We start from the raw sequence: 23,179 nt of genomic DNA on the forward strand, positions 1-23,179 counted from the left end.
CTTATTTTTGCTTATTACGGCAGTTTTTCTTTTGGCAATGGCCGTACATCGCTAGGGCATGTTCTTGAAGCTTAAATCCAAGGTTTTTGGCAATATCTCGCTGCCTTTTTTCAATGGCTTCATCCACAAACTCCTCTACATGCCCGCAATCTAGGCAGATTAAGTGGTCGTGGTGCTGGCCTTCATTAAGCTCATAAATCGCCCTACTATCGCCTTTGCTGGACTCAAAATGGCTTCGCAGCAATAAGCCGGCTTGCTCAAACTGGGTGAGGACCCGATATACCGTAGCCAGACCAATTTCTTGGTCTTCTTTAGCCAGGGCCATAAATACGTCCTCAGCGCTGAAGTGAGTGCCGCTGTTCTGGTGGAAAAAGTCCAAGATTTTCATGCGCGGCCCTGTGGCCTTGAGGCCAATATCGCGTAGATTTTCAGGAGTAGGGTTTTGGTTCGTATTCATGGCTTTGGAGGCTAAAATCAATGTCTTAATGATACGACCAGCTATGCAAAATTGCCTTGAACTTTTTAATCGCTTTTTGAGTGCGCTCCCAAGAGGGTTTTTTACTCCCTCCAGGGACGGTGCTGTGGCGATTGCCGCAATTATGGCCCTTGGAATTGGTGGTTGCACATCTGCTGTAGACGAAACCCAACGTGCTTGGATGAATAAAGTATTTCGTCCGTATGTTCCAGATGTGGTGCAGGGCAACTTTATTTCTAGCGAGCAATATGCCAAATTGAAGCTTGGCATGACTCGCGAGCAAGTGCGTCAAATACTGGGTACGCCTTTATTAGCAAGCTACTTCCATGCAAACCGTTGGGATTACGTATTCGAATTTAAGCGCTCTGGTCAGCGTGTAGGTGCTGAGCGTCACGTCACAGTGTATTTCGATGGCGACAAATTAGTGAAGTTTGAAGGCGATGCATTGCCAACAGAGGTTGAATTGGTTGCAGAGATTGATAACTACGCTAAATCAAAACGTTCATTCTGGGATGTCATGACGGGCTCCAATAAGCCTCCAGTAACTCCACCTTTGCAGCAACCGGAAGTGATGGTTACCAGCAAGACGGATAACTTGCCAGCTGGAGCTTCTATTCCTGCGGTGCCTGCAGAAAGTAAAAGTTCCTTTTGGGACTTCTTTGGTTCTTCAAGCAAATCCAATGCTCAACCTGAAACGCTTGGCCCAGGTTCTTTAAATACTCCGCCTGCAACCGAAGCGAAGCAGTAAAAGAATTCATTTTTGTACTAACAACATGGGAAACCATAGGCATTTCAAAACAGGCATTCAGTAGCTATTTGAAATACCTTTAATTAGAAGCGAAGAAACACATGATGAAAATTGCAATAGCTGGAGCTACTGGTCGTATGGGTAGGATGTTGATTGAGGCCGTACTCAATACGCCAGACGCGCAACTCGTTGGTGCGCTTGAGCACTCTTCCTGCCCTCAATTGGGTGAAGATGCTGGATCTTTCCTAGGTAAAAAAACTGGTGTTGTGATTTCATCTGATGTAGCTGCTGTTCTAGCTAACGCAGAGTTTTTGATTGACTTCACAAGACCTGAAGGCACGATGGCACATTTGGCTGTAGCCGAAAAAACGGGTACCAAAATGATTATTGGTACGACAGGTCTTAGTGCAGATCAAATTGCTAACTTGAAAAAAGCATCTAGTAAATTGGCAATCGTATTTGCTCCCAATATGAGCGTTGGCGTGAATGCGACGTTCAAGCTTCTAGAAATCGCCGCCAAGATGTTGAACCAAGGATATGACATTGAGGTTATCGAAGCCCATCACCGCCATAAAGTGGATGCACCATCAGGCACAGCGCTAAAAATGGGTGAGGTGATTGCTGACGCGCTAGGTGAAAAACTAGAAGATGTTGCTGTTTACGCACGCGAAGGCCATACAGGCGAACGTAAAGAGGGTTCGATTGGCTTTGCCACGATTCGCGGCGGAGATATTGTGGGAGATCACACAGTGCTTTTTGCAGGTGATGGCGAGCGCATTGAAATTAGCCACAAATCCTCCAGTCGTCAGTCATATGCTCAAGGTTCATTACGAGCCGCGCGCTTCTTGCAAAGCCAGACTTCAGGTCTATATGACATGCAAGATGTCTTGGGATTACGTAAGTAAATCAAAAATACAGTCAATAAATAAAGTAAAAGAAGAAAAGAGTTGTATTGAATGAGTAAGGATTACGATTACCGGGCGATTGAAGCTGCAGCACAAGCAGACTGGAATGCTGCCCAAGCTTATAAAGTTGCAGAAAATGCTGTCGGTGCAGACGGTAAGAAAAAGCCGAAGTATTACGCGTGCTCAATGTTGCCCTACCCATCAGGCAAGTTACATATGGGGCACGTTCGCAATTACACAATCAATGACGTGATGGCTCGCCAGTTACGCATGCAAGGCTATAACGTCTTGATGCCGATGGGTTGGGATGCCTTTGGTATGCCCGCAGAAAATGCCGCCATCCAAAATAAGGTTCCACCTGCACAGTGGACTTACGACAACATCGCTTATATGAAAAAGCAGATGGCGGCGATGGGTCTAGCAATTGATTGGTCAAGAGAAGTTGCTACATGCAGTCCAGATTACTATCGCTGGAACCAGTGGCTCTTTTTAAAGATGCTAGAAAAAGGTATCGCCTATCGCAAGACTCAGGTCGTTAATTGGGATCCAATCGATCAAACTGTTTTAGCAAACGAACAAGTCATCGACGGCCGTGGTTGGCGCTCTGGCGCTTTAGTTGAAAAGCGCGAGATTCCAGGTTACTACTTCAATATCACTGCTTACGCAGAGCAATTGCTTTCTGGTTTAGATGGTTTGGGTTGGCCTGAGCGTGTCAAAACCATGCAGCAAAACTGGATTGGTAAGAGCCGTGGCGTACGTTTTGCTTTTAAGCATGAGATTGCAGATGCACATGGCAAATTTATTCAAGATGGTTTGTTGTATGTGTTCACGACACGTGCTGATACCATCATGGGCGTTACTTTCTGCGCGGTTGCGGCAGAGCACCCGCTGGCTGCTAAGGCAGCTGAAAATAATCCTGCCTTAGCAGCGTTTATTGAGAAATGTAAAACGGGCAGCGTGATTGAAGCAGATCTTGCCACTCAAGAAAAAGAAGGTATGTTCACAGGCTTGTATGTGACACATCCACTAACGAATGAGCCAGTGCCGGTTTGGGTTGGTAATTATGTTTTGATGTCATATGGCGATGGTGCGGTGATGGGTGTGCCTGCGCATGATGAGCGCGATTTTGCATTTGCTCTCAAATACGATTTACCCATTAAGCAAGTAATCGCATTAAAAGGCGAATCGCCAATGTTTAATGCCACTCGCTGGGAAGATTGGTATGCCCAAAAAGAAGGTGTAGTTTGCTTCAATAGCGGTAAATATGATGGTCTTTCTCATGATGAGGCAGTAAATGCAGTCGCCAAAGATTTGAGTGAAATGGGCATTGGTGAAATTAAGACCACCTATCGTTTACGTGACTGGGGCATCTCACGTCAGCGCTATTGGGGCACACCGATTCCGATTATTCATTGTGGTGACGAGCAAGACCCTGGTTGCGGTGCTGTTCCGGTTCCAGAGGCTGATTTGCCCGTAGTGTTGCCGGAAGATTGTGTGCCGGATGGCAGTGGTAATCCACTTAACAAGCGTGCCGATTTCCTGAATGTGAAATGTCCAAAGTGTGGCAAGCCTGCACGACGTGAAACCGACACGATGGATACCTTTGTGGATTCTTCATGGTATTTCATGCGCTATACCGGACCAGATGCTAAGAGCATGGTTGATGAGCGTAATGAGTATTGGATGCCAATGGATCAGTACATCGGCGGCATTGAGCACGCGATTTTGCATCTGCTTTATGCGCGCTTTTGGACCAAGGTCATGCGCGATCTTAATTTAATTACCTTTGATGAACCATTTCAGAATCTCTTGACTCAGGGAATGGTTCTGAACGAAACCTATTACACCGAAGAAGCGTCCGGTAAAAAGACTTGGCTCAACCCCTTGGATGTTGAATTAGATTTAGATGAAAAAGGCCGTCCACAGGGGGCCAAGCTCAAAAACAACCCTTCATCACCAGTCATGATCGGTGGCGTTGAGAAGATGTCTAAGAGCAAGAACAATGGCGTCGATCCCCAGGCTCTAATTGATCAATATGGCGCTGATACTGCTCGTTTATTCGTGATGTTCGCAGCCCCACCTGAGCAGCAGCTCGAGTGGTCAGGCGCTGGAGTAGATGGTGCTTCCCGTTTCTTGCGCCGCGTATGGACTTACTCAAGCAGTCAAGCTAGTTTTGTTCGTGAAGCGCAAGATGCAGTACCAGGCATCTTAAACGACGCAGAAAAAGAATTGCGTAGAGAAGTGCATTCAGTGCTGAAGCAGGCGAATTTTGACTATCAGCGTCGTCAATACAACACTGTTGTATCTGCAGCAATGAAAATGCTCAATGTACTTGAGCCCATCAAGTTAGACCAGGGTGCAACTATTAGCGCATCAGTATTGCGTGAGTGTCTCAGCATTCTGTTGCGCGTTCTCTATCCGGTGGTGCCTCACTTAACTCATGTTCTTTGGAAGGAGATGGGCTATGCAAAGACCTTCGGTCCTTTGTTGGATGCGCCATGGCCTGCCGTAGATGAGGCTGCACTTATACAAACAGAAATTACTTTGATGTTGCAAATCAATGGCAAGTTGCGTGGCGATATTAAGGTTCCAGCTGAGGCTAGCAAAGAGCAAATTGAATCTATCGCCTTAGATAGTGAGCCTGCACAAAAAGTGCTTAATGGTGGAACGCCAAAGAAGGTGATTGTGGTTCCGGGCCGTTTAGTCAATATCGTTGCATAGGTCTATAGGAAGCATACCCATGGTCACCAGCCCACTTCGTCGTGTATTGCTTGGTCTGATTGCTAGCGCCCCAGTGAGTGGCTTGGTAGCCTGCGGTTATCGTCTGCGTGGCATGGTGGATTTGCCATTTAAGGCAATTGCGATCACCGGAAATCCTTCGCCACCCTTACGCGCTGATATTCAGACATCGATTTTGCAAGGCACAGATGCCAAGGTTGCCATTAGCCCAAAGGACGCAGACCTTATTCTTGAGATCACGAACGATATTAATGGCCGTGAAATCTTGGCCTATAACTCGGCAGGTCAGGTTTCTGCATACCGCTTAAATATCCGTGTTGGCTTTCGAGCGTTTGATAACTCTGGTGCAGAAATCATCCCAGATAGCGAGATTTATATGACTCGCGATATGGACTTCTCAAATACCACTGTGTTAGCGACAGATGCTCAGCAACAACAATTTTTGTCCTTGATGCGCAAAGATCTAGCCGTGCAAATTCTGCGTCGTGTATCTGCCGCTGCAAGAGCACCAAGAACCAAATCTTTTTAAAAAACAAAATTCCAGAGAGCCTAGACTCGCATGGTCAAAATTGACACTCTGCAAGCCCATCTCAAATCTTTGAGTTCTGGAGGTGCCATGCTACCGCTCTACGTTTTTAGTGGTGATGAACCGCTACTAATGATGGAGGCTATGGATCAATTGCGCATCGCCGCCAAGAAACTGGGCTTTACCGAGCGTGAAGTTTTATTGCAAGAGCGCGGCTTTGATTGGAGTGCCCTACTTAGTGCTGGCCAAACAATGTCTTTGTTTGGTGATAAAAGATGGGTCGAGCTTCGCATCCCGACTGGTAAGCCTGGGCGCGATGGAGCTGATGCATTAAAGCAGTTTGCTGCGCAAATAGCATCACAGCCCAATACTTCAGAGGGGCCTGATACGGTGGTTTGTATCGTGCTACCTAGGTTAGATGGCAAAACCAAAACCTCAGCTTGGTTCAGTGCTTTAGATGAAGTGGGTATGGCAGTTCAGATTGATTCAATTGATCGTGCCAACCTACCAAGTTGGATTGGTGCGCGTCTGAAAAAACAAAATCAAGAAATAGATAGTGGCCCAGAGGGTCAACGAGCCTTGGAATTTATTGCGGATCAGGTTGAGGGTAACTTAATCGCAGCTCATCAAGAGATATTAAAGTTGGGATTGCTTTACCCAGTCGGAGCACTCACAGAGGAACAGATTCGTTCTTCCATTCTTAAGGTGGCACGATATAACGTATTTGAGTTAACTGAGGCGATGTTGGCAGGCGACCTGCCTAGATTAAATCGCATGTTAGATGGTTTAAAAGGTGAGGGCGAACCTTTGGTATTAATTCTGTGGAGCGTGACCGAAGAGTTAAGGCTGCTATCAAAGTTAAAGGCTGCTAGCGATGCTGGAGAGTCGGTGCAGCAACTCATGCGTGCCAATCGCATTTGGGGTAACAAGGAGCGCCTGTATCCGAATGCTTTGAGAAGAATTCAGCCTTTGAAGTTACGTAGAGCTATGCAAGTGGCAGCCGGCCTCGATCGTCAAGTCAAAGGCTTATCCGCAACTGAGTTGCCTGCAGACCCATGGGATGGGCTGCGTTTGGTAGGAAATCTACTGCGATAGAAATTAGTAGAAAATAGCAAAGATGAGCACAGAAATTCAGAAAATGATGCAGGACATTGGTCAGCGAGCACGCAGTGCTTCGCGCGCTATGGCTCGCGCATCTAGTGAGCAAAAGAATCAAGCTTTATTGCACATCGCTAAGTTAGTTCGCCAAAAAGCAGATGAGATTCAAAAAGTAAATGCAGCGGATGTTGAGCGCGCCAAAGCAAATGGACAGGATGCTGCATTTGTAGATCGCCTTACTATGACGCCAAAGACTATTGAAACGATGGCTTTGGGTCTTGAGCAGATTGTTTCTTTGGAAGATCCGATTGGAAAAGTCTCGGCTCTGAAAAAACAGACTTCTGGAATCGAACTTGGTCAGATGAGAGTGCCTTTGGGTGTAATCGGGATTATTTATGAATCACGTCCAAATGTCACGATAGATGCTGCAGCATTATGTCTCAAATCAGGTAACGCAGTGATATTGCGCGGTGGCTCCGAAGCGATTGATTCAAACACATTGCTGGCACAAATTATTCAAGAGGGGCTTGTAGCGGCAACTCTTCCAAAAGATGCGGTGCAGGTAGTGACCACCACCGATCGCAGTGCTGTCGGTGAAATGATCACCATGACGCAATACATTGATGTGATTGTTCCTCGTGGTGGCAAAAGTTTAATTGCGCGTCTCATGGCGGAAGCCCGTGTGCCAATGATTAAGCACTTAGATGGTATTTGCCATACTTACATTGACGCAGATGCTGATCTGGCGATGGCGGTTAAAGTTTGCGACAACGCAAAGACGCAGCGCTATGCCCCATGTAATGCAATGGAAACACTATTGGTCAATAAAGATATTGCTGCAAAGGTGTTGCCAGAGTTATGTAAGATCTATCAAGACAAGGGTGTTGAATTACGTGTGGATGCCGCTACCCGCGCTACTTTAGAAGCAATCGGTTTCAAAAATTTAGTGGATGCCACTGAAGAAGACTGGCAAACAGAATACCTTGCCCCAATTTTGTCAATCAAGACAGTCGCTAATATTGATGAAGCAATGAATCATATTGAGCGCTATGGTAGTAAGCATACCGATGCGATTATTACGGATAACAAATTGAATGCAGATCGATTCTTACGTGAAGTAGATAGTGCGAGCGTGATGGTCAATGCGAGCACACGTTTTGCTGATGGTTTTGAATATGGCCTAGGCGCCGAAATTGGTATCTCTAATGACAAGTTGCATGCCCGCGGACCTGTTGGCTTGGATGGACTTACTTCGCTGAAGTATGTTGTCTTGGGTCATGGTGAAATCCGGACTTAACTGACAAATTAAAAGATCGAATCCATCATGACAAACGCATACCTTTGGGTAAAAACGCTTCACATTGTGTTCATTACCTCTTGGTTTGCTGGATTGTTTTATCTCCCCAGAATTTACGTAAACCTAGCGGATGAGAAAAATCCCGATGCCTATGCCCGTCTTTTAGGAATGGCTGACCGACTTTATCGCTTTATGACGATTTTGGCGGTTCCAGCCATTTTGCTTGGACTCACACTTTGGCTTGGCTTTGGTGTTGGCGCTGGTGACGTATGGATGCATGCCAAATTATTCTTTGTCATTTTGGTGATGGGTTATCACCATGCCTGTTTTAGTTTGCTTAAGAAGTTTCGGGCTGGTCTCAACACTAGATCTGGCGTTTGGTATCGCTGGTTTAACGAAGTTCCGGTAATTTTGTTATTCGTGATTGTTGCTCTGGTGATTTTCAAACCCTAAGCAGTCAACTAAGTATTCCCATTTTTCATTTAAGGCTGTTAGCCCTATGCGATTTTTTGTTGTTTGCCCAGGCGGTTTAGAAGTTCCGCTAGCGCAGGAGCTAGCGGAAATTGCTCAGCGTCCAGATGCTAAAGCCTTGGGAGCATGGGTTATTGACCCAACTCCAACCAGCCCTACGGGCGGCATTGGGCTTGCTGGGCCGCTTTCTGCAGCAATGGCCCTGAACCTGCATTCCAGAATTGCTAGTCGAGTGTTGTTGCAAATGGCGCAGGCGCCTTATCGACATGAAGATGATCTTTATAAATTAGCTTCTGTTCTAGCCTGGGAAGATTGGTTTAGTTCAAAGCAAACATTACGGGTGGATGTAACTGCACACCGCTCACCGTTAAAAAGTTTGAATTTTGCAACTCTGAAGATTAAAGATGCCATTGTGGATCGTTTGCGAGATGTCACAGGCGATCGTCCTAATATTGATACGACCTTTCCAGATATTCGGGTGCAAGCGCATTTAACCGCAACCCATGTCACGATTTATTTGGATACTTCTGGTGAGGCGCTTTTCAAGCGCGGTTGGCGTGATGAAAAAGGAGATGCTCCCTTAAAAGAAAATTTAGCCGCAGGTATTTTGATAATCACAGGCTGGAAGCCTGGGCAGACTCTATTCGATCCCATGTGTGGCAGTGGAACCTTTTTAATTGAAGCAGCGCAAAAGGCGTTGGCTATTCCTCCGGGCGGCATTCGGGCTGGGATGTATGGTGATGGTGCTAAGCCTAGCAAATTGGCTTATCGTCCACTAGTGACCTCTTCAGATGGATTTGGTTTCCAGAGGCTGAAGCCATTTAACGAAGCCACTGAACAAAAGCGCTGGGCAAGTTTCAAAGAGTCATCCTTAAATGAGATTCTGGAAAAACGCAAACAATATCCAGATGCTCAGTCCCTAGGAATTAGCGGTAGCGATATTAACGAGAAGTTGGTTTCGATGTTCAAAGGCAATTGGCAAAGAGCGCAATTACCAGATCAAGCACCAGTTCGACAGGTCGATGCAATGGTAAGTAAACCGCCTGGTAATACTCAGGGCATCATGTTATTGAACCCTCCTTATGGAGAGCGTTTAGTCATCAAAGGGGGTCGTGGTCAGGATCGCAATACGAGAAGTATCGAGGATGAGTCTGGTGAGCCAGAAAACCGATTTGAGCTCAATTTAGAGACTGGTCGTCAAAGTGCAAAGCGATCTAGTCGGGATTCATTAAAGAAGCTTCAAGCCCAACAAGAGCAAGATCCGAAGTTTATTGAGTTCTTGCGCCAATTTGGACAACATCTTAAAGATGCTTTTGGCGGTTGGAATATCTTTGTATTGACCGCTGATATGGCTTTGCCAGGCCAACTACGGATTAAAGAGTCAAAACGCACGCCCTTATTCAATGGTCCCTTAGAGTGTCGACTATTTAAATTTGAGATGCATCAAAAACGCCCTGCAATAAAAGAATCGGGTGATCAATAAAATCCTGAATGCGTTTTAAAATAGACTAAATAAATTGAGAGTCTGCAATTTTTCTATTGCAGTATTAAGGAGAATAACTCGATGGAATTTAAAACATACATGTGCCTCATTTGTGGCTGGGTCTATGATGAGGCTGCGGGTTTGCCTGATGAAGGTATTGCGCCAGGAACGCTTTGGAAAGATGTGCCGATGAATTGGACTTGTCCTGAGTGCGGGGCGCGCAAAGAGGATTTTGAAATGATGGCGATTTGATTATTTGCTATCTAATAACAAAGAAATTAAATAGATTGAGATCATAGTGAGTCAAAACGACGTCTTATTTGAACGCGCGCAGAAAACGATTCCTGGTGGCGTGAATTCTCCAGTGAGGGCATTTCGTCAAGTAGGCGGTACACCCCGTTTTATAACTAAGGCTCAAGGCCCTTATTTTTGGGATGCTGATAACAAGCGTTACATCGATTTAATTATGTCCTGGGGGCCCATGATTGTTGGTCATGCGAACCCTGAAGTAGTTGAAGCTGTTCAAAAAGCGGCTACAACAAGTTTTAGTTATGGCGCTCCCACTGAAGGCGAGATTGAGCTTGCTGAGTGTATCTGTGAACTGATGCCTAGTGTTGAGCAGGTTCGTATGGTTTCGAGCGGAACTGAAGCGACGATGAGTGCTTTGCGTCTAGCTCGAGGCTTTACTGGTCGAGACTTAATTATAAAGTTTGAAGGTTGTTACCACGGTCATGCCGATAGTCTATTAGTGAAGGCGGGTTCGGGTTTATTGACATTTGCTGACTCCACCCAGAACGCACCATCTTCTGGTGGCGTACCCCAAGATCTAGTGAAACACACTTTAGTGTTGCCTTATAACAATGTTGAGGCAATTGAAGAAGTATTTGCAAAGCAGGGAAATCAAATTGCGGCGGTCATTCTGGAGCCTATTGCGGGCAATATGAATTTAATTCAGCCTTCCAAGGAATTCTTAAGCGCTATTCGTAATTTCACGAGTCAGTATGGCAGCGTATTAATTTACGATGAAGTCATGACTGGATTTAGGGTGGCCCTTGGTGGTGCCCAATCATTGCATGGCATTACACCTGATTTGACCTGTCTCGGAAAGGTGATGGGCGGCGGTATGCCAATAGCAGCTTTTGGCGGCAAAAAAGAGATCATGTCGAAATTAGCCCCTCTGGGTAATGTTTATCAGGCTGGAACATTATCTGGTAATCCCGTAGCGGTAGCTGCCGGCCTTAAAACACTCGAGATTATTTCTAGAGAAGGTTTCTTTGAATGCCTCACTGGCCAAACAGAAAAATTGATGATGGGTTTGAAGCAAGCAGCAGATAAAGCAAATATTCCGTTTTCAGTAGACAGTGTTGGTGGTATGTTTGGTTTCTATTTTGCTAAGGATGTGCCCAATTCATACGAGGCAGTTACCAAAACCAATATTGAAGCCTTCAAGAAATTTTTTCATCTCATGCTTGATGAGGGTGTGTATTTAGCGCCTTCAGCCTATGAGGCTGGATTTACATCGATTGTGCATGATAATAATGTCGTTAATGCCATTATCACTGCTGCAGAGAAGTCATTTCAAAAGCTAAAGTAATTTTTATTACATTCTGAGTGGATGATCGTAGCCATCCACTTGAATGATTTCTGAGTATTTCATATCTTTATTGGAGTTAGAGATCTCCATAGCAGTGAGTTTTCCACCCCATACGCAGCCAGTATCAAGACCCACAACATTGTTCTCTCGTAAGAGGCCTAAGGTAGACCAATGACCAAAGTAAATCACAGTATTTTGTGTTTTTCTCTTAGGTACTTTGAACCAAGGAATATAACCTTTAGGGCCCTCTTCTAAGCCTTCTTTGCTTTCAAATTCCATTCTTCCGCTGGGTGTGCAGAAGCGCATTCTGGTTAATGCATTTGTGATAACTCGCAAACGATCATAGCCCTTTAGGGAATTACTCCATTTATTAGGGGTGTTGCCATACATATTCCCTAAGAAGTCTTTATAAGATTTACTGCGTAATACTTTTTCAACTTCTTGTGCGCATTCAATGGTTTGCTGTAAATCCCATTGTGGAAGCACGCCGGCATGAACAGTGAGAACCTTGCCATTACTCAGGGCGAGAGGGCGTTTGCGAACCCAGTTAATCAGTTCTTTGCGGTCAGGGGCTTTTAAAATGGATTCGACAGTATCTAATCCCCGAGTTTTACGAATGCCAGCATCTATTGCTAACAAGTGAAGATCATGATTTCCAAGAATGCATTCTGCTCTACCAGATTCTTGTAAGGCTTTGAGTTGACGAAGTGCACCGAGGGAGTCGGGACCACGATTGACCAAGTCTCCCAAAAAAATCATTTTTGATTGTTTTGGAAGTTTTTTAACGAGGTTATTTAGAGGGGGCGTGCACCCTTGTACGTCTCCAACAGCATAGATCTTGCTCATGCCTTATCTTAAATCTGAATGCTAGGGTCAGAACAAGATTAGCTAACTTTTTTAACAACGTTATACCGAACAAGGGTCTTCTTGCGTGCCTCATCATGATCAACCACGGGGTATGGATAGTCTCGCCCCAGCACAATGCCTGCGCTTTCAAGCTCGATATGCCCGGCTTTCCAGGGAGCATGAATCGACTTCTTAGAGAGTTTCTCTAATTGGGGTAGGTATCGTTTGATAAATTTCCCTTCCGAGTCAAATTTCTCGGACTGGGTAATAGGATTAAAGATCCTAAAATAGGGCTGAGCATCACAGCCTGAAGAAGATGCCCATTGCCAGCCACCATTATTGGATGAGAATTCAAAATCATTTAGATGTTCAGCAAAGTAGGTCTCGCCCCAGCGCCAATCAATACCGAGATCTTTTGTAAGAAAACTCGCCACAACCATGCGCAAACGATTGTGCATATAACCAGTTTGATTCAGTTGGTGCATTGCTGCATCCACTAGTGGGTATCCAGTTTTACCCTCGCACCAAGCATTGAATAGCTTCTTAGCTTGAGCTCCACTTTCCCAAACAATATTGTCATAGTCAGGCTTGAATGAGACGCCCTCCGCTAAGCGCGGATGGTTAGCAAGAATCATGAAGTAAAAGTCACGCCAAATCAGTTCGCTTAACCAAACAGTGGCTCCCATGCTGCCCGCTAACATCCGACGATGCGCTTCTCGCACTAAGCCTCGAATGGACAGCATCCCAAAGCGAAGATGTGTGGATAGGTAGCTTACGCCTTTGACCGCTGGGAAATCCCTTCCAATCTGGTATTGATCGATGCGTGACAGAAAGTCTTCCAAAAATAGCTGGCCACCTTGAGAGCCGGGCGGAAGATAGCTTTCAATGCCTGTGGAACAAAAGCCCATCGACTCTAGAGAAGGCAACCCTAGATCCAGTTTTTTAGGAACTGGAGCCAATTGCCCTGGCTTTGAATTGCAATTATAAGTGGCAAGGTCTTTTTCTTGCAGAGTCTTGAGCCAATTATTTTTGTAAGGTGTGAATACTGAAAAGACCGTATTGGAGTTGGTCAAAATTTCTTTTTTCTCAAAGATCACCTGATCCTTGAAAGTCTCAAATCGAATACCTAACTTTTCAAGTGAATTCTGGACTAATTCATCTCTACGAATTGCGGAAGGTTCATAGTCGTGATTGGTGAAGACGGCATCAACACCGAGCTCTTTAGCGATTTGGGGAATACATTCAGTCGGATTGCCAAAACGGACAATAAGTCCGCCACCAAGCTGTCGAAGTTCCTCATCTATCTGTTTGATACCTTGCCAAATAAAGTCAACTCGACGGTCGTGTTTTAGACCCTTTGAATCAAGCTCACCTTGCAAAAGGGGCTTCAGAATTTCAGTGTCAAAAATGAAGGTAAGCCAGACTTGCTTGCAGTTCACGAGAGCATGGTGAAGTGCCGCATTGTCATACAAGCGGAGATCGCGTCTAAGCCAAACAAGTCCTTTATTCATAGACCCTATATTAGGGCTAATTGATAAAAATTGTTTAGAGGAGCTCATTTAAAAAGGTTAAGATTTCAAGCAATAATGGATACGATCTTTTTTATTCTCTCGAAGGTAGTGCAGTTCTGCATAGAGCCCCTGAATTGGGTAATTCTTTTTATTATTTTCAGCCTGATTTTCCTGATCCTGCGGAAGGTAGCTCTTTGCAAGCGTTTTCTCCTGCTGGCACTTTTTGATCTGTTGGTGGTCGGTTGGTTGCCGACTTCTGAAATGGGTTTGAGGTATCTCGAGGAGCTTATTCCAAAAACCTCGCTTGCAACACTTTCTGAAAATGACCTAGGTGGAATCATCATCTTGGGTGGCGCAATTGAGGGCAGTCAGATTGCCGTCGATCGTGGAGAGATCTCTATTGGCTCTGCTGCCGAAAGAGTGTCTAAAGCCTTTGAGTTGATTCGCAAGTATCCAAATATTCCATTTATCTTCAGTGGCTACTCAGGTCACATTAGCCCCAAAGGTATTTCAGAATCAGAAGCATTTAAACAGCTGATTCAAGAACAGGGTCTTACTGAGCTGACAGAGAAGACTGCGCATTATGAGAATCAGTCCCGAAATACCTATGAAAATGTTCTTTTCATGAAGCCAATGATTGAAGAATTTGGTAAAAAGAACGAGTCTGGTAGCTTGAAACCATGGTTACTGATTACTTCTGCGAGTCACATGTATCGCTCTGCCAGAATCTTTGAAAAGCAAGGTATTGCCATCATTTCGATGCCAGTCGACTTTCAGACAGCAGCAAGCCTTCGCTGGACTGAGTTTGATTTAGTCGATGGCGCCCAAAATTGGAACAAGTTATTTCATGAGCTTGTCGGACTTTTGGCCTATTGGATTACCGGGAAAATCTAGATATTCGGTAAAATACCTCATATGACTACGGCCAAAAATGCCCCTCATGATTCAGATCCTGGATCTTGGGTATCTTATTCGGCCGATCATTTAGCAAATCAATTCTTGATTGCTATGCCAGGCATGGTCGACCCCAATATTGCAAATTCTGTTGTTTACTTGTTTGAACACAATGAACGAGGTGCAATGGGTCTGGTGGTGAACAAGCCCACTGAAGTCGATTTAGCTACTTTATTTGACAAGATAGAACTGAAACTCGAAATCGCGCCATTGCTTGAGCAGCCAGTCTATTTTGGCGGACCTGTGCAAATTGAGCGTGGTTTTGTCCTTCATGAATCCAATCCCCATCTTTCCTATAGCTCTTCTCTAATTATTCCTGGAGGTTTGACAATGACAACTTCCAAAGATGTGCTGGAGGCAGTTGCTTTGGGAAATGGTCCCAGAAATTTTCTAATGACATTAGGTTACGCAGGTTGGAGCGCTGGTCAGCTTGAAGAGGAAATTACCTTAAATGGCTGGATGAATGTGCCCTTATCAAAAGAACAAATGATGGAAATTATTTTCAATACTCCATCTAGCCAGCGTTACGAGAGAACTGTTAGTCATCTTGGCTTTGATTTATCCTCTCTATCTGGCGAAGCAGGGCATGCCTGAAATGTCTGATTCATTGATCAATCAGCCCATTGCGGTAATGGCTTTTGATTATGGAACCCGTCGTGTGGGGGTCGCGGTCGGAAACTCGGTAACGCGATCAGGGCGCGCTTTAAAAACGATTACTGCGCCAAATTTAGACGCTTTGTTTGCAGAGATTCAGGCGCTAATAAAGGAATGGCAGCCTGATCGACTGGTGGTTGGGCGACCCTTCCATCCTGATGGCGTAGAGCATGAGATGACTGCTAAGGCTATCCGATTTGGTAATCAATTACACGGACGGCTCAATCTGCCAGTAGCTTGGGTAGATGAGCGTTATTCTTCGGTAGTTTTAGAGGGGGATGCAAAGATGCGGGACAATCTAGATGCGCACTCTGCTGCCCTCATTTTGGAGCAGTATTTTGCGGAACAATAATTGCTTGAATTCGAGAAGTGTTGGAACGAATAATGAACGCTGAATTGATGTACGAAAAGTTGCTAGGAGCTGTCAAAAAAAGAGCTCAACAGGGTTCATTTGAGTTGGCTGGACTGGCAATGGGCGGCGCTTGGATTGCGGAGCGTTTAGCCAAGGAATTAGGTATGCCTCATTATGGGGTCATCAACGTGGCTTTTCATCGAGATGATTATGCAGAAAAAGGGATGACTGCATTACGCACTGCGAGCACCATGACAACTCATTTGCCGTTTGAGGTGAATGGCGCCAATATTATCTTGATTGATGACGTCTTGTTTACCGGTAGAACAGTGCGCGCTGCCTTAAATGAATTATTTGATTTTGGTAGGCCAGCGCAGGTTGAACTAATGGTGCTGGCTGATCGCGGTCATCGTGAGCTCCCAGTTGCAGCAAATTTTGTGGGTGAGCAAGTGGAAGTAGCTGATAAACATATATTGGTTTTAGAAAAAGATTCCGCTGGAAAATTGAGTTTTCAGCTTGAGGAGCGTGAATAATGGGCGTCAATAATCTTGTAAATCAATTTAATTCTGCTGGTGAGTTGACGCACCTTTTAACTTTGGAGGGTTTGCCAAAAGAGCAGATCCTGCATATCTTAGATACAGCTCAGCAGTTTGTGAGCGTTACAGACCCTTCTCGTGAAGTAAAAAAGGTTCCATTGTTAAGAGGAAAAAGTGTTTTTAATTTGTTTTTTGAGAACTCGACTCGTACTAGAACCACCTTTGAAATCGCTGCCAAACGCCTTTCTGCCGATGTTATTAATTTGGATATTTCTACTTCATCTACTGCAAAGGGTGAAAGTCTTTTAGATACCATCGACAATCTTGTGGCAATGCAAGCCGATATCTTTGTTGTTCGCCATAGTGTTTCAAGGGCGCCAATTGAAATTGCCAATCATATTCCTGCTCATGTCCATGTTGTGAATGCTGGCGATGGTAGTCATCAGCACCCCACGCAGGGCTTGCTTGATATGTATACGATGCGTCACTTCAAGCAGAACTTCAAAGGCTTAAAAGTAGCAATTGTTGGTGATATTGTGCACAGCCGGGTGGCTAAATCCAATATTCACGCCCTTACCACTTTGGGGTGTGAAGACATTCGCGCAATTGGTCCAGAGAGTTTGCTTCCAAGTGATTTGGACATGTTGGGTGTTAAGGTCTTTCATAGCATGGAAGAGGGTCTCAAAGATGTTGATGTGGTGATGACCTTACGCATCCAGAAAGAGCGCATGGAAGCAGGTCAAGTACCTGAAGGCGCTGCATTCTTCAAGCAATATGGCCTCACACCTACACGTCTTGCGCTTGCTAAATCTGATGCAATCGTGATGCATCCTGGCCCCATGAATCGCGGTGTCGAAATCGACTCAGCAGTAGCAGATGGCCCTCAATCAGTGATCTTGAATCAAGTTACGTTTGGCATAGCGGTCCGCATGGCCGTGATGTCAATTGTGGCTGGTAACTAATAGACCTTACTTGTGGGTACGCAAACTCATATTGTGGGACAAAAGAAGCGATGGCTAGTTTTGTCGCATGGCTTCAATATGGATGGCCGCGCATCCAGTCAAACGATTACCGACAAAATTCCCTATTTTTTAGAGGCTGGTGTAGAGCCAATCGTCTTTAGTGCCATAACTGGTATAAAAGATCAACGATTTCCGCATTATCAATTTTTGGCTTGGGGACCCGCCGCTTTTCGTTTTGACTTTCGTCATTGGATTGCCAACAAATATGGTCGCGGCCTCACATATAAGCTTCTCACCAGGACAGTTTCCATTCTGCTAGCCCCGTTGATTGGTTTGGAAAAATTAATTTTGGGCTATTCGAGTCAGTGGTCATGGGCAATGCCTGCATTTATCCATGGCTTAGGATTAATTCGCGCGAATAAAGTAGATCTAATCTATTCAACTGGCGGGGCTTGGTCAGCTCATCTTGCGGGACTTTGGTTAAAGAAGTGCACGGGATTGCCTTTGATTGTTGAGATCCACGATCCATTAGTCATTCGCAAAAGTCCTGATGATCAGGGGTTTGAGAAGCCCAAGAGTAGAGATGCACAATTTCGTCAACAATTAGAAAAGAGAATTTGCAAAGACTCTGACTTGGTTTGGTGGTTTACTGATGGCGCGTTGCATTACGCAAAGGTGCGAAATCCTAATCTAAATACAGCAAATAACGCACATGGGTTTATGGTACTTCCAGGTGCTGAGCCTCCAGGGGGTCTTACATCTAAACAAGTCCATGTCTACTCTAATTTCTTGAATTTATGTCACTTCGGTTCTTTGGCCAATGATCGTTCTCTATCAATTATTCTGAAGGCCTTGGTTCCACTCATTTCTAAATATCCTGAAGCCAAAGAGCTAATTCGTATTCATGCATATGGCGCTCTACTGGATTCTTTGACGACTGAGGCCATTAAAGCGTTTGGATTTGAAACGGTGCTACAGGCGCATGGTCGTTTAGAAAAAGATCCTCTTTCTGGAAAGTCTGGACGAGAGCGGGTGATTGAAAAAATGCAATCTGCTGATGTTTTGATCCTACTGCATGGAAATGATGAGTGGTGTGCCGAATATATTCCTTCAAAATTCTATGAATATTTATGGAGTGGCAGACCTATTTGGGGAATTACCCATAGAAATTCCCAGTTAGATAAGATGCTAGAGGATCAGTGCGCCTATCTTAGCCATGAAGGAGATGAAATGGGTATCGTAATGGCCCTCGAGAGAATTTGGCTTGATTGGCAATCTAAACAACTCATTGAGCCGAAGTGGGGTCCGATTGGTGTAGATCAGGCAGCATATAAAATACTTAATCAAATATATAAAAACACCTAGGAACCCTCTTTGAAAGATATAGTTCTCTACTGCAAGTCTTATCGAAGAGATTTTCTTCGCTTAAAGCGCTTGCTGGAGTCGATTAATCAATTTAATCAAGATCAAATTTCGTTTTATATCTCTACGCCAGAAGATCAGTACCAAGATTTACTTTCTGTACTTGGCGATAAATACTATTACTGGATATCTGATGAATCTATAGTATCTTCAAATCCAGTCGTACCCAAAAATATTGAGAAGACTCGATCTGGCGGTTTGTCGCAGCAGGCAATCAAATCAGAATTTTGGAGACTTGGTATCTCTGATAATTATGTTTGCTTGGACTCCGATTGCGTATTTATAAAACCTTTTTTTCGATCTGATTTTTTGGCTCCCGATGGCAATCCTTATACCGTTATTTATCAAAATAAGGAATTCTTTCAGCTAGCAACTAATCGAAACCATTCAAAAATCGTTCGTAATCTTGAGGCTGAAGGCAGCGCAGTAAAAACTCTCTTTGGTCGAAGCGGCCCGAATTACTATTGCCCGTGCCCACCGTTTATATGGTCAGGAAAGGTATGGAAATCTCTTGATGAGCAGTTTCTAAAACCAAGAGGCATAAACTTTTGGGATATATCGACCGAGAGCCATCCAGAGACTTTGTTATATCTAGAAGCTTTGCTAAATTATCAAGCAATTCCTTTGCATCCAATAGAGCAGTTATTTAGAATTTATTACTATGACTGGCAGTTTTTTTTACTGCGCAGGTTAGGGGAAACCCCAAAAAAACTGGCTAGCAACTATTTGGGGCTGATATATCAATCTAATTGGGAGTCTGGAATGGATTACGGCATCCCAAATAAGCCATTCTTGTCTAGGCTAAATAAAAGGGCTAAAAGTTTCTTGCGCTACCTACAGAGTTATATTTAATTAACCATATGACTGCTACCTCCCTACCTATTCAAATCTTAGTAATTTCCCTAGAAAGATCGGTGGACCGTAGAGCTAAGGTTGAACAGGAAATGAAAAAAACCTCATTATCCTGGTCTTTTTTAAACGCAGTGGACGGTTCTGCGTTGAAAAATCCACCCATAGAATATAAGTCTCATAAGGTGCGATGGCTTCTTGGCCATGATTTAACGGCTAACGAAATAGGTTGCTACTTATCCCATAAAGAGGCATGGAAGCATTGTGTTGAGAAAAATATTCCGACACTTATCTTTGAGGATGATTTTGTGTTGATGCCAAATTTTCATATGGTAGTTTCTTACCTTCTGAACAATGAAAAATTAGATTTTGTTCGGCTACAAGGTTTGTATGAGGTTCCCTTCCGGGTTTTGGGTGAGATAGGTGGCTCAAGTATTGCTAAAAATTTAGGTGATGCCGTAGGTGCAACTGCATATTGGATTAAGCCTGAAATTGCTAAAAAGCTAATTGATGCTTCATCTGAAATTTTTGAGCCTGTCGATCATTTTTTGGAGCATCACCAAAAGCACGGTTTAAGTTTTTTGGCTATACGGCCATACCCTGTTGATATTACTAGAGCTAAGTCAACTATTGATGACCGAAATGAGCGTCAGCCAATTAAGGGGCATAAAAAGCGTTTGCGATCATTCGCCAGGGCCATTGATCGTCTTGTGAGTCCGAGTCCTTGGTTCCCTAGGGGCTAATTAACTTAGTACTTGATCAATTAAATCTTTGATAAATATCTTTAATTGATCTAATGAAGGTTTTTTGAGTAAAAGTGTTTCATTGGCGTATGCACTCAGCAATTTTTGGGAATGCAAAATTTCATTTAGCCCAGCGAAATTATTGTAAGACATCGGTGCAAGATTAATGAAGGCATTTGGGTTGAAGTCTGCTTTCACATTTTCGTCTGCCCAAGTGATTGGTAGGCAGCCAGCCATAAATGCCTCAGGAATTTTTTCTGTGTAATACCCTGGATACATACCATTTTCAGGGCATAAATTAAATGCAACTCTTTTCAGCTCGTCGTATTTTACGATGCCGCTTTCTAAGTGATTTTTTATCTTTGAATCAAAAGTGCGCCCATATTGAATTACCTCAATGTGTTTTTTGACAATATTTAGTAGCGTCTGCCGTGGTTCCCTGAGGTGGGAGGCAAAGATTGCGGCCTTTTGAGGCCTCGCTAAAAAATCATTTCCTAGTGGCTGCAAAAGCCTTTCAAGGCTCAGTAGACATCCATAGCGCGGATTTAAATTTCCGGTTACACCTTCATGAGACCAATCTACCATTTCCATCCAGTAGGGCATTCGAAAATGATTGGATGCTATTACCCCAAGATCAAAAGAGATTGCAAAGTCACACTTTTGAAAATCATGTCTCACATTCTCCCCTGTAATCAGAAGCGTAGGCGGGCCCTGATGTTTCCTGTTCTGATGATTTGCGCCATTTTTGGATTTCGAAATAGCCGACCTAAATGGCTTTGGAACCCAATTAAAGCGTTTCTTTTCTTCTAAAAATGGGCCCACTATCAACAAGCTGCAATTGTTTAGGTTTGTCCAAACTGGTTCATACCCTAAACTTCTAAGGATTGCTGGAAACAGTGAAGTCTGGAAGTCTTTTGCAACACCTTGGGCGGCAAGTTTGAAGGGTTTGAGCTTAGGCATGAATTACATGATAATCCCACTAAAGGGATGGTGAATATGATTTTGGTAACCGGTGGTGCTGGATTTATTGGCGGTAATTTTGTGCTCAACTGGCTATCAGATGCCAACGCAGAGGGTATTATCAACCTTGATAAGCTTACTTATGCTGGTAATTTAGCAACATTAGCTTCTTTAAAGCATGATTCACGGCATCAATTCATTTGTGGCGATATTGGTGACGGGGATCTGGTTTTAAGCTTACTAAAAAAGCATCGTCCACGAGCAATCATTAATTTTGCAGCAGAAAGCCATGTAGACCGATCCATTCATGGCCCTTCAGAATTTATCCAAACTAATATTGTTGGTACCTTTAATTTATTAGACTGTGCTCGTGAATATTGGAGCTCTCTTCAAGAGGAGCAAAAAGAGCAGTTTCGTTTTCATCATGTCTCGACAGATGAGGTCTATGGTTCCCTATCTTCCTCGGATCCTGCATTTAAAGAGACCAATCCGTATGAGCCAAATAGCCCATACTCAGCATCTAAGGCTGCTTCGGATCATCTGGTGCGGGCTTGGTTTCATACCTATGGTCTTCCGGTAGTCACAACCAATTGCTCAAATAATTATGGCCCTTATCATTTTCCGGAAAAATTAATTCCCTTGGTTATTCTAAATGCCATAAATGGTAAGTCGTTGCCAATTTATGGTGATGGACAGCAGATTCGTGATTGGTTGTATGTTGGCGATCATTGTTCGGCTATTCGTGAAGTATTGGCTCGTGGACGCTTAGGGGAGACTTATAACATCGGCGGCTGGAATGAGAAGGCGAATATCGATGTGGTTAAAACTATCTGTAATATTCTTGATGAGCTTAAACCCCGTGCTGATAAAAAATCTTATGCAGATCAGATCACTTTTGTCAAAGATCGACCTGGTCACGATCGACGCTATGCTATTGATGCTAGCAAGATTGAAAATGAGTTGGGGTGGCGTCCTGCAGAAACTTTTGAGACTGGTATTCGTAAGACAGTTGAATGGTATTTGAATAACTCAGAATGGGTTGAAGGAGTAACTACCGGCTCATATCGTGACTGGCTCGATAAGCAGTACCGTAACTAATCACTATTAACTAATGAATATTCTGGTTTTTGGTAAAGATGGTCAGTTGGGTAAGGCTTTCCTGGAGCAATTTCAGAATTCTTTGGGTCGATCAGAAAATAATTTCATGTTTGTTGGACGCTCTGAATGTGATTTGAGTGATGCCAGCCAAATTACTAAAGTACTAAATTCTTTTGAGCCAAATTTAATTATTAACGCTGCTGCTTATACTGCAGTAGATAAAGCTGAAACAGAAGTTGATTTAGCCTTTGCAATTAATGCATCTGCCCCTGAAATCATGGCTAAGTATGCTGCACAGCATGGTTCTACATTGCTTCATTTTTCAACGGATTATGTATTCGATGGTTCAAAACAAGATGCATATTTAGAATTGGATATCACTAATCCGCTCGGCGTTTATGGGAAGTCAAAAGAAGCGGGTGAGCAAGCAATCATTAAAGCTTTTGCTAAAAGTAAAGCGGGTCAATATGCCATTCTGAGGACTAGCTGGGTATATGGCGACGGCAGCAACTTCATCAGAACGATATTACGATTGGCAAAAGATCGGTCAGCTTTACGAGTCATTAGCGACCAGTATGGCGTTCCCACAAGCGCATCATGGTTGGCAGACGTAGCTATGCATTTGGTTCTGGATGGAAGTAACCAAAGAAAATTTAATTCTGGTGTTTATCATGCCGTCCCACAAGGAGAGACTAATTGGTATGGTCTAGCATGTCTGGCAACTCAAGTGGCAAAAGATGCTGGACTGCCTTTACAAGTAGATCTGGACAGCATTACTCCGATTCCGGCCTCAGAGTACCCCCTGCCTGCTCCAAGGCCAATGAATTCTCGTCTATCTAGAGTAAAGCTTCAAACTGAGCTAGAGCGCCTGGGTCTTATGTCAAAATTACCCCATTGGTATCAACCGTGGGATGAGCAAGTAATTGCATACGTCAAAAATTTATCGTGTATTTGAC

General features: G+C 44.0%; 24 protein-coding genes. 20 read left to right on the forward strand and 4 right to left on the reverse strand.

Annotated elements, in window-relative coordinates:
• Position 1: 1 nt before the first annotated feature.
• The gene (gene fur / locus NHB35_RS01235; protein WP_173955007.1) at positions 2-457 is read right to left on the reverse strand and encodes a ferric iron uptake transcriptional regulator; all 456 of its coding nucleotides are present in this window, start codon (positions 455-457) and stop codon (positions 2-4) included.
• A 43-nt stretch (positions 458-500) separates the two neighbouring features.
• Here fur and NHB35_RS01240 point away from each other — a divergent pair, with 43 nt between their 5' ends.
• The 10 genes from NHB35_RS01240 (at position 501) to hemL (ending at position 11,336) form a co-directional block, all read left to right on the forward strand.
• Complete coding sequence (locus NHB35_RS01240) at positions 501-1,223, forward strand: outer membrane protein assembly factor BamE (RefSeq protein ID WP_353433363.1); 723 nt, start codon at positions 501-503, stop codon at positions 1,221-1,223.
• A 104-nt stretch (positions 1,224-1,327) separates the two neighbouring features.
• The gene (dapB, locus tag NHB35_RS01245; RefSeq protein WP_353432556.1) at positions 1,328-2,128 is read left to right on the forward strand and encodes a 4-hydroxy-tetrahydrodipicolinate reductase; all 801 of its coding nucleotides are present in this window, start codon (positions 1,328-1,330) and stop codon (positions 2,126-2,128) included.
• A gap of 51 nt (positions 2,129-2,179) precedes the next feature.
• A complete protein-coding gene (leuS, locus tag NHB35_RS01250) occupies positions 2,180-4,849 on the forward strand; it encodes a leucine--tRNA ligase (RefSeq protein WP_353432558.1) in 2,670 nt (889 codons plus the stop codon).
• A 19-nt stretch (positions 4,850-4,868) separates the two neighbouring features.
• Positions 4,869-5,396 carry an LPS assembly lipoprotein LptE gene (gene lptE / locus NHB35_RS01255; RefSeq protein ID WP_353432560.1) on the forward strand — a complete coding sequence of 176 codons (528 nt, stop codon included), beginning with the start codon at positions 4,869-4,871 and terminating at the stop codon, positions 5,394-5,396.
• A 30-nt stretch (positions 5,397-5,426) separates the two neighbouring features.
• Positions 5,427-6,488 carry a DNA polymerase III subunit delta gene (gene holA, locus NHB35_RS01260; RefSeq protein WP_353432562.1) on the forward strand — a complete coding sequence of 354 codons (1,062 nt, stop codon included), beginning with the start codon at positions 5,427-5,429 and terminating at the stop codon, positions 6,486-6,488.
• 22 nt (positions 6,489-6,510) lie between these two features.
• Entirely contained in the window at positions 6,511-7,788 is a 1,278-nt protein-coding gene (locus tag NHB35_RS01265; RefSeq protein WP_353432564.1) for a glutamate-5-semialdehyde dehydrogenase, read from the forward strand.
• Between the two features lie 27 nt (positions 7,789-7,815).
• Entirely contained in the window at positions 7,816-8,241 is a 426-nt protein-coding gene (locus NHB35_RS01270; RefSeq protein WP_353432566.1) for a CopD family protein, read from the forward strand.
• Positions 8,242-8,287: 46 nt separating this feature from the next.
• Positions 8,288-9,742 carry a class I SAM-dependent RNA methyltransferase gene (locus NHB35_RS01275; RefSeq protein WP_353432568.1) on the forward strand — a complete coding sequence of 485 codons (1,455 nt, stop codon included), beginning with the start codon at positions 8,288-8,290 and terminating at the stop codon, positions 9,740-9,742.
• Positions 9,743-9,823: 81 nt separating this feature from the next.
• Positions 9,824-9,994 carry a rubredoxin gene (locus NHB35_RS01280; protein ID WP_071464595.1) on the forward strand — a complete coding sequence of 57 codons (171 nt, stop codon included), beginning with the start codon at positions 9,824-9,826 and terminating at the stop codon, positions 9,992-9,994.
• 46 nt (positions 9,995-10,040) lie between these two features.
• The gene (gene hemL, locus NHB35_RS01285) at positions 10,041-11,336 is read left to right on the forward strand and encodes a glutamate-1-semialdehyde 2,1-aminomutase (protein WP_353432570.1); all 1,296 of its coding nucleotides are present in this window, start codon (positions 10,041-10,043) and stop codon (positions 11,334-11,336) included.
• 6 nt (positions 11,337-11,342) lie between these two features.
• On the opposite strand, the gene NHB35_RS01290 is transcribed toward hemL, so the two are convergent.
• Together NHB35_RS01290 and NHB35_RS01295 are read right to left on the reverse strand one after the other, a co-directional pair.
• Positions 11,343-12,182: a symmetrical bis(5'-nucleosyl)-tetraphosphatase gene (locus NHB35_RS01290; protein ID WP_353432571.1), complete on the reverse strand. Its 840-nt coding sequence runs from the start codon at positions 12,180-12,182 to the stop codon at positions 11,343-11,345.
• A 38-nt stretch (positions 12,183-12,220) separates the two neighbouring features.
• Complete coding sequence (locus NHB35_RS01295; RefSeq protein WP_353432572.1) at positions 12,221-13,693, reverse strand: deoxyribodipyrimidine photo-lyase; 1,473 nt, start codon at positions 13,691-13,693, stop codon at positions 12,221-12,223.
• A 75-nt stretch (positions 13,694-13,768) separates the two neighbouring features.
• Between NHB35_RS01295 and NHB35_RS01300 the strand changes: the two genes are divergently transcribed.
• From NHB35_RS01300 to NHB35_RS01335, 8 genes are all read left to right on the forward strand, one after another.
• Positions 13,769-14,587, forward strand: a complete 819-nt coding sequence (locus NHB35_RS01300; RefSeq protein WP_353432573.1) for a YdcF family protein — start codon at positions 13,769-13,771, stop codon at positions 14,585-14,587.
• Positions 14,588-14,701: 114 nt separating this feature from the next.
• Positions 14,702-15,241, forward strand: coding sequence for a YqgE/AlgH family protein (locus tag NHB35_RS01305; protein WP_353433364.1), 540 nt, complete (start codon positions 14,702-14,704; stop codon positions 15,239-15,241).
• Positions 15,234-15,653 carry a Holliday junction resolvase RuvX gene (gene ruvX, locus NHB35_RS01310; RefSeq protein ID WP_353432574.1) on the forward strand — a complete coding sequence of 140 codons (420 nt, stop codon included), beginning with the start codon at positions 15,234-15,236 and terminating at the stop codon, positions 15,651-15,653. Before NHB35_RS01305 ends, ruvX begins: the two co-directional genes overlap by 8 nt.
• A gap of 32 nt (positions 15,654-15,685) precedes the next feature.
• Positions 15,686-16,186, forward strand: a complete 501-nt coding sequence (gene pyrR, locus NHB35_RS01315; protein ID WP_353432575.1) for a bifunctional pyr operon transcriptional regulator/uracil phosphoribosyltransferase PyrR — start codon at positions 15,686-15,688, stop codon at positions 16,184-16,186.
• Positions 16,186-17,151, forward strand: coding sequence for an aspartate carbamoyltransferase catalytic subunit (locus NHB35_RS01320; protein ID WP_353432576.1), 966 nt, complete (start codon positions 16,186-16,188; stop codon positions 17,149-17,151). Before pyrR ends, NHB35_RS01320 begins: the two co-directional genes overlap by 1 nt.
• 12 nt (positions 17,152-17,163) lie before the next feature.
• A complete protein-coding gene (locus NHB35_RS01325) occupies positions 17,164-18,516 on the forward strand; it encodes a glycosyltransferase (protein WP_353432577.1) in 1,353 nt (450 codons plus the stop codon).
• Positions 18,517-18,525: 9 nt separating this feature from the next.
• Complete coding sequence (locus NHB35_RS01330) at positions 18,526-19,425, forward strand: DUF6492 family protein (protein WP_353432578.1); 900 nt, start codon at positions 18,526-18,528, stop codon at positions 19,423-19,425.
• A gap of 8 nt (positions 19,426-19,433) precedes the next feature.
• Entirely contained in the window at positions 19,434-20,165 is a 732-nt protein-coding gene (locus NHB35_RS01335) for a glycosyltransferase family 25 protein (RefSeq protein ID WP_353432579.1), read from the forward strand.
• Here NHB35_RS01335 and NHB35_RS01340 read toward each other — a convergent pair whose 3' ends face one another.
• Positions 20,166-21,125, reverse strand: coding sequence for a glycosyltransferase family 10 (locus NHB35_RS01340; protein ID WP_353432580.1), 960 nt, complete (start codon positions 21,123-21,125; stop codon positions 20,166-20,168).
• A gap of 36 nt (positions 21,126-21,161) precedes the next feature.
• On the opposite strand from NHB35_RS01340, the gene rfbB reads away from it, so the two are divergent.
• A complete protein-coding gene (gene rfbB / locus NHB35_RS01345; RefSeq protein WP_353432581.1) occupies positions 21,162-22,223 on the forward strand; it encodes a dTDP-glucose 4,6-dehydratase in 1,062 nt (353 codons plus the stop codon).
• Positions 22,224-22,236: 13 nt separating this feature from the next.
• On the forward strand, positions 22,237-23,178 hold the full coding sequence (gene rfbD / locus NHB35_RS01350) for a dTDP-4-dehydrorhamnose reductase (RefSeq protein WP_353432582.1): 942 nt from the start codon (positions 22,237-22,239) through the stop codon (positions 23,176-23,178).
• Position 23,179 lies beyond the last annotated feature (1 nt).

It is taken from the genome of Polynucleobacter sp. MWH-UH23A (assembly GCF_040409805.1).
GTDB lineage: Bacteria > Pseudomonadota > Gammaproteobacteria > Burkholderiales > Burkholderiaceae > Polynucleobacter.

What these genes read in the sequence shown, in the direction of transcription:
- fur (WP_173955007.1), bottom strand. Translation starts at nt 457, where the DNA reads ATGAATACGAACCAAAACCCTACTCCTGAAAATCTACGCGATATTGGC.
- NHB35_RS01240 (WP_353433363.1), top strand. Translation starts at nt 501, where the DNA reads ATGCAAAATTGCCTTGAACTTTTTAATCGCTTTTTGAGTGCGCTCCCA.
- dapB (WP_353432556.1), top strand. Translation starts at nt 1,328, where the DNA reads ATGAAAATTGCAATAGCTGGAGCTACTGGTCGTATGGGTAGGATGTTG.
- leuS (WP_353432558.1), top strand. Translation starts at nt 2,180, where the DNA reads ATGAGTAAGGATTACGATTACCGGGCGATTGAAGCTGCAGCACAAGCA.
- lptE (WP_353432560.1), top strand. Translation starts at nt 4,869, where the DNA reads ATGGTCACCAGCCCACTTCGTCGTGTATTGCTTGGTCTGATTGCTAGC.
- holA (WP_353432562.1), top strand. Translation starts at nt 5,427, where the DNA reads ATGGTCAAAATTGACACTCTGCAAGCCCATCTCAAATCTTTGAGTTCT.
- NHB35_RS01265 (WP_353432564.1), top strand. Translation starts at nt 6,511, where the DNA reads ATGAGCACAGAAATTCAGAAAATGATGCAGGACATTGGTCAGCGAGCA.
- NHB35_RS01270 (WP_353432566.1), top strand. Translation starts at nt 7,816, where the DNA reads ATGACAAACGCATACCTTTGGGTAAAAACGCTTCACATTGTGTTCATT.
- NHB35_RS01275 (WP_353432568.1), top strand. Translation starts at nt 8,288, where the DNA reads ATGCGATTTTTTGTTGTTTGCCCAGGCGGTTTAGAAGTTCCGCTAGCG.
- NHB35_RS01280 (WP_071464595.1), top strand. Translation starts at nt 9,824, where the DNA reads ATGGAATTTAAAACATACATGTGCCTCATTTGTGGCTGGGTCTATGAT.
- NHB35_RS01290 (WP_353432571.1), bottom strand. Translation starts at nt 12,182, where the DNA reads ATGAGCAAGATCTATGCTGTTGGAGACGTACAAGGGTGCACGCCCCCT.
- NHB35_RS01295 (WP_353432572.1), bottom strand. Translation starts at nt 13,693, where the DNA reads ATGAATAAAGGACTTGTTTGGCTTAGACGCGATCTCCGCTTGTATGAC.
- NHB35_RS01300 (WP_353432573.1), top strand. Translation starts at nt 13,769, where the DNA reads ATGGATACGATCTTTTTTATTCTCTCGAAGGTAGTGCAGTTCTGCATA.
- NHB35_RS01305 (WP_353433364.1), top strand. Translation starts at nt 14,702, where the DNA reads ATGCCAGGCATGGTCGACCCCAATATTGCAAATTCTGTTGTTTACTTG.
- ruvX (WP_353432574.1), top strand. Translation starts at nt 15,234, where the DNA reads ATGCCTGAAATGTCTGATTCATTGATCAATCAGCCCATTGCGGTAATG.
- pyrR (WP_353432575.1), top strand. Translation starts at nt 15,686, where the DNA reads ATGAACGCTGAATTGATGTACGAAAAGTTGCTAGGAGCTGTCAAAAAA.
- NHB35_RS01320 (WP_353432576.1), top strand. Translation starts at nt 16,186, where the DNA reads ATGGGCGTCAATAATCTTGTAAATCAATTTAATTCTGCTGGTGAGTTG.
- NHB35_RS01335 (WP_353432579.1), top strand. Translation starts at nt 19,434, where the DNA reads ATGACTGCTACCTCCCTACCTATTCAAATCTTAGTAATTTCCCTAGAA.
- NHB35_RS01340 (WP_353432580.1), bottom strand. Translation starts at nt 21,125, where the DNA reads ATGCCTAAGCTCAAACCCTTCAAACTTGCCGCCCAAGGTGTTGCAAAA.
- rfbB (WP_353432581.1), top strand. Translation starts at nt 21,162, where the DNA reads ATGATTTTGGTAACCGGTGGTGCTGGATTTATTGGCGGTAATTTTGTG.
- rfbD (WP_353432582.1), top strand. Translation starts at nt 22,237, where the DNA reads ATGAATATTCTGGTTTTTGGTAAAGATGGTCAGTTGGGTAAGGCTTTC.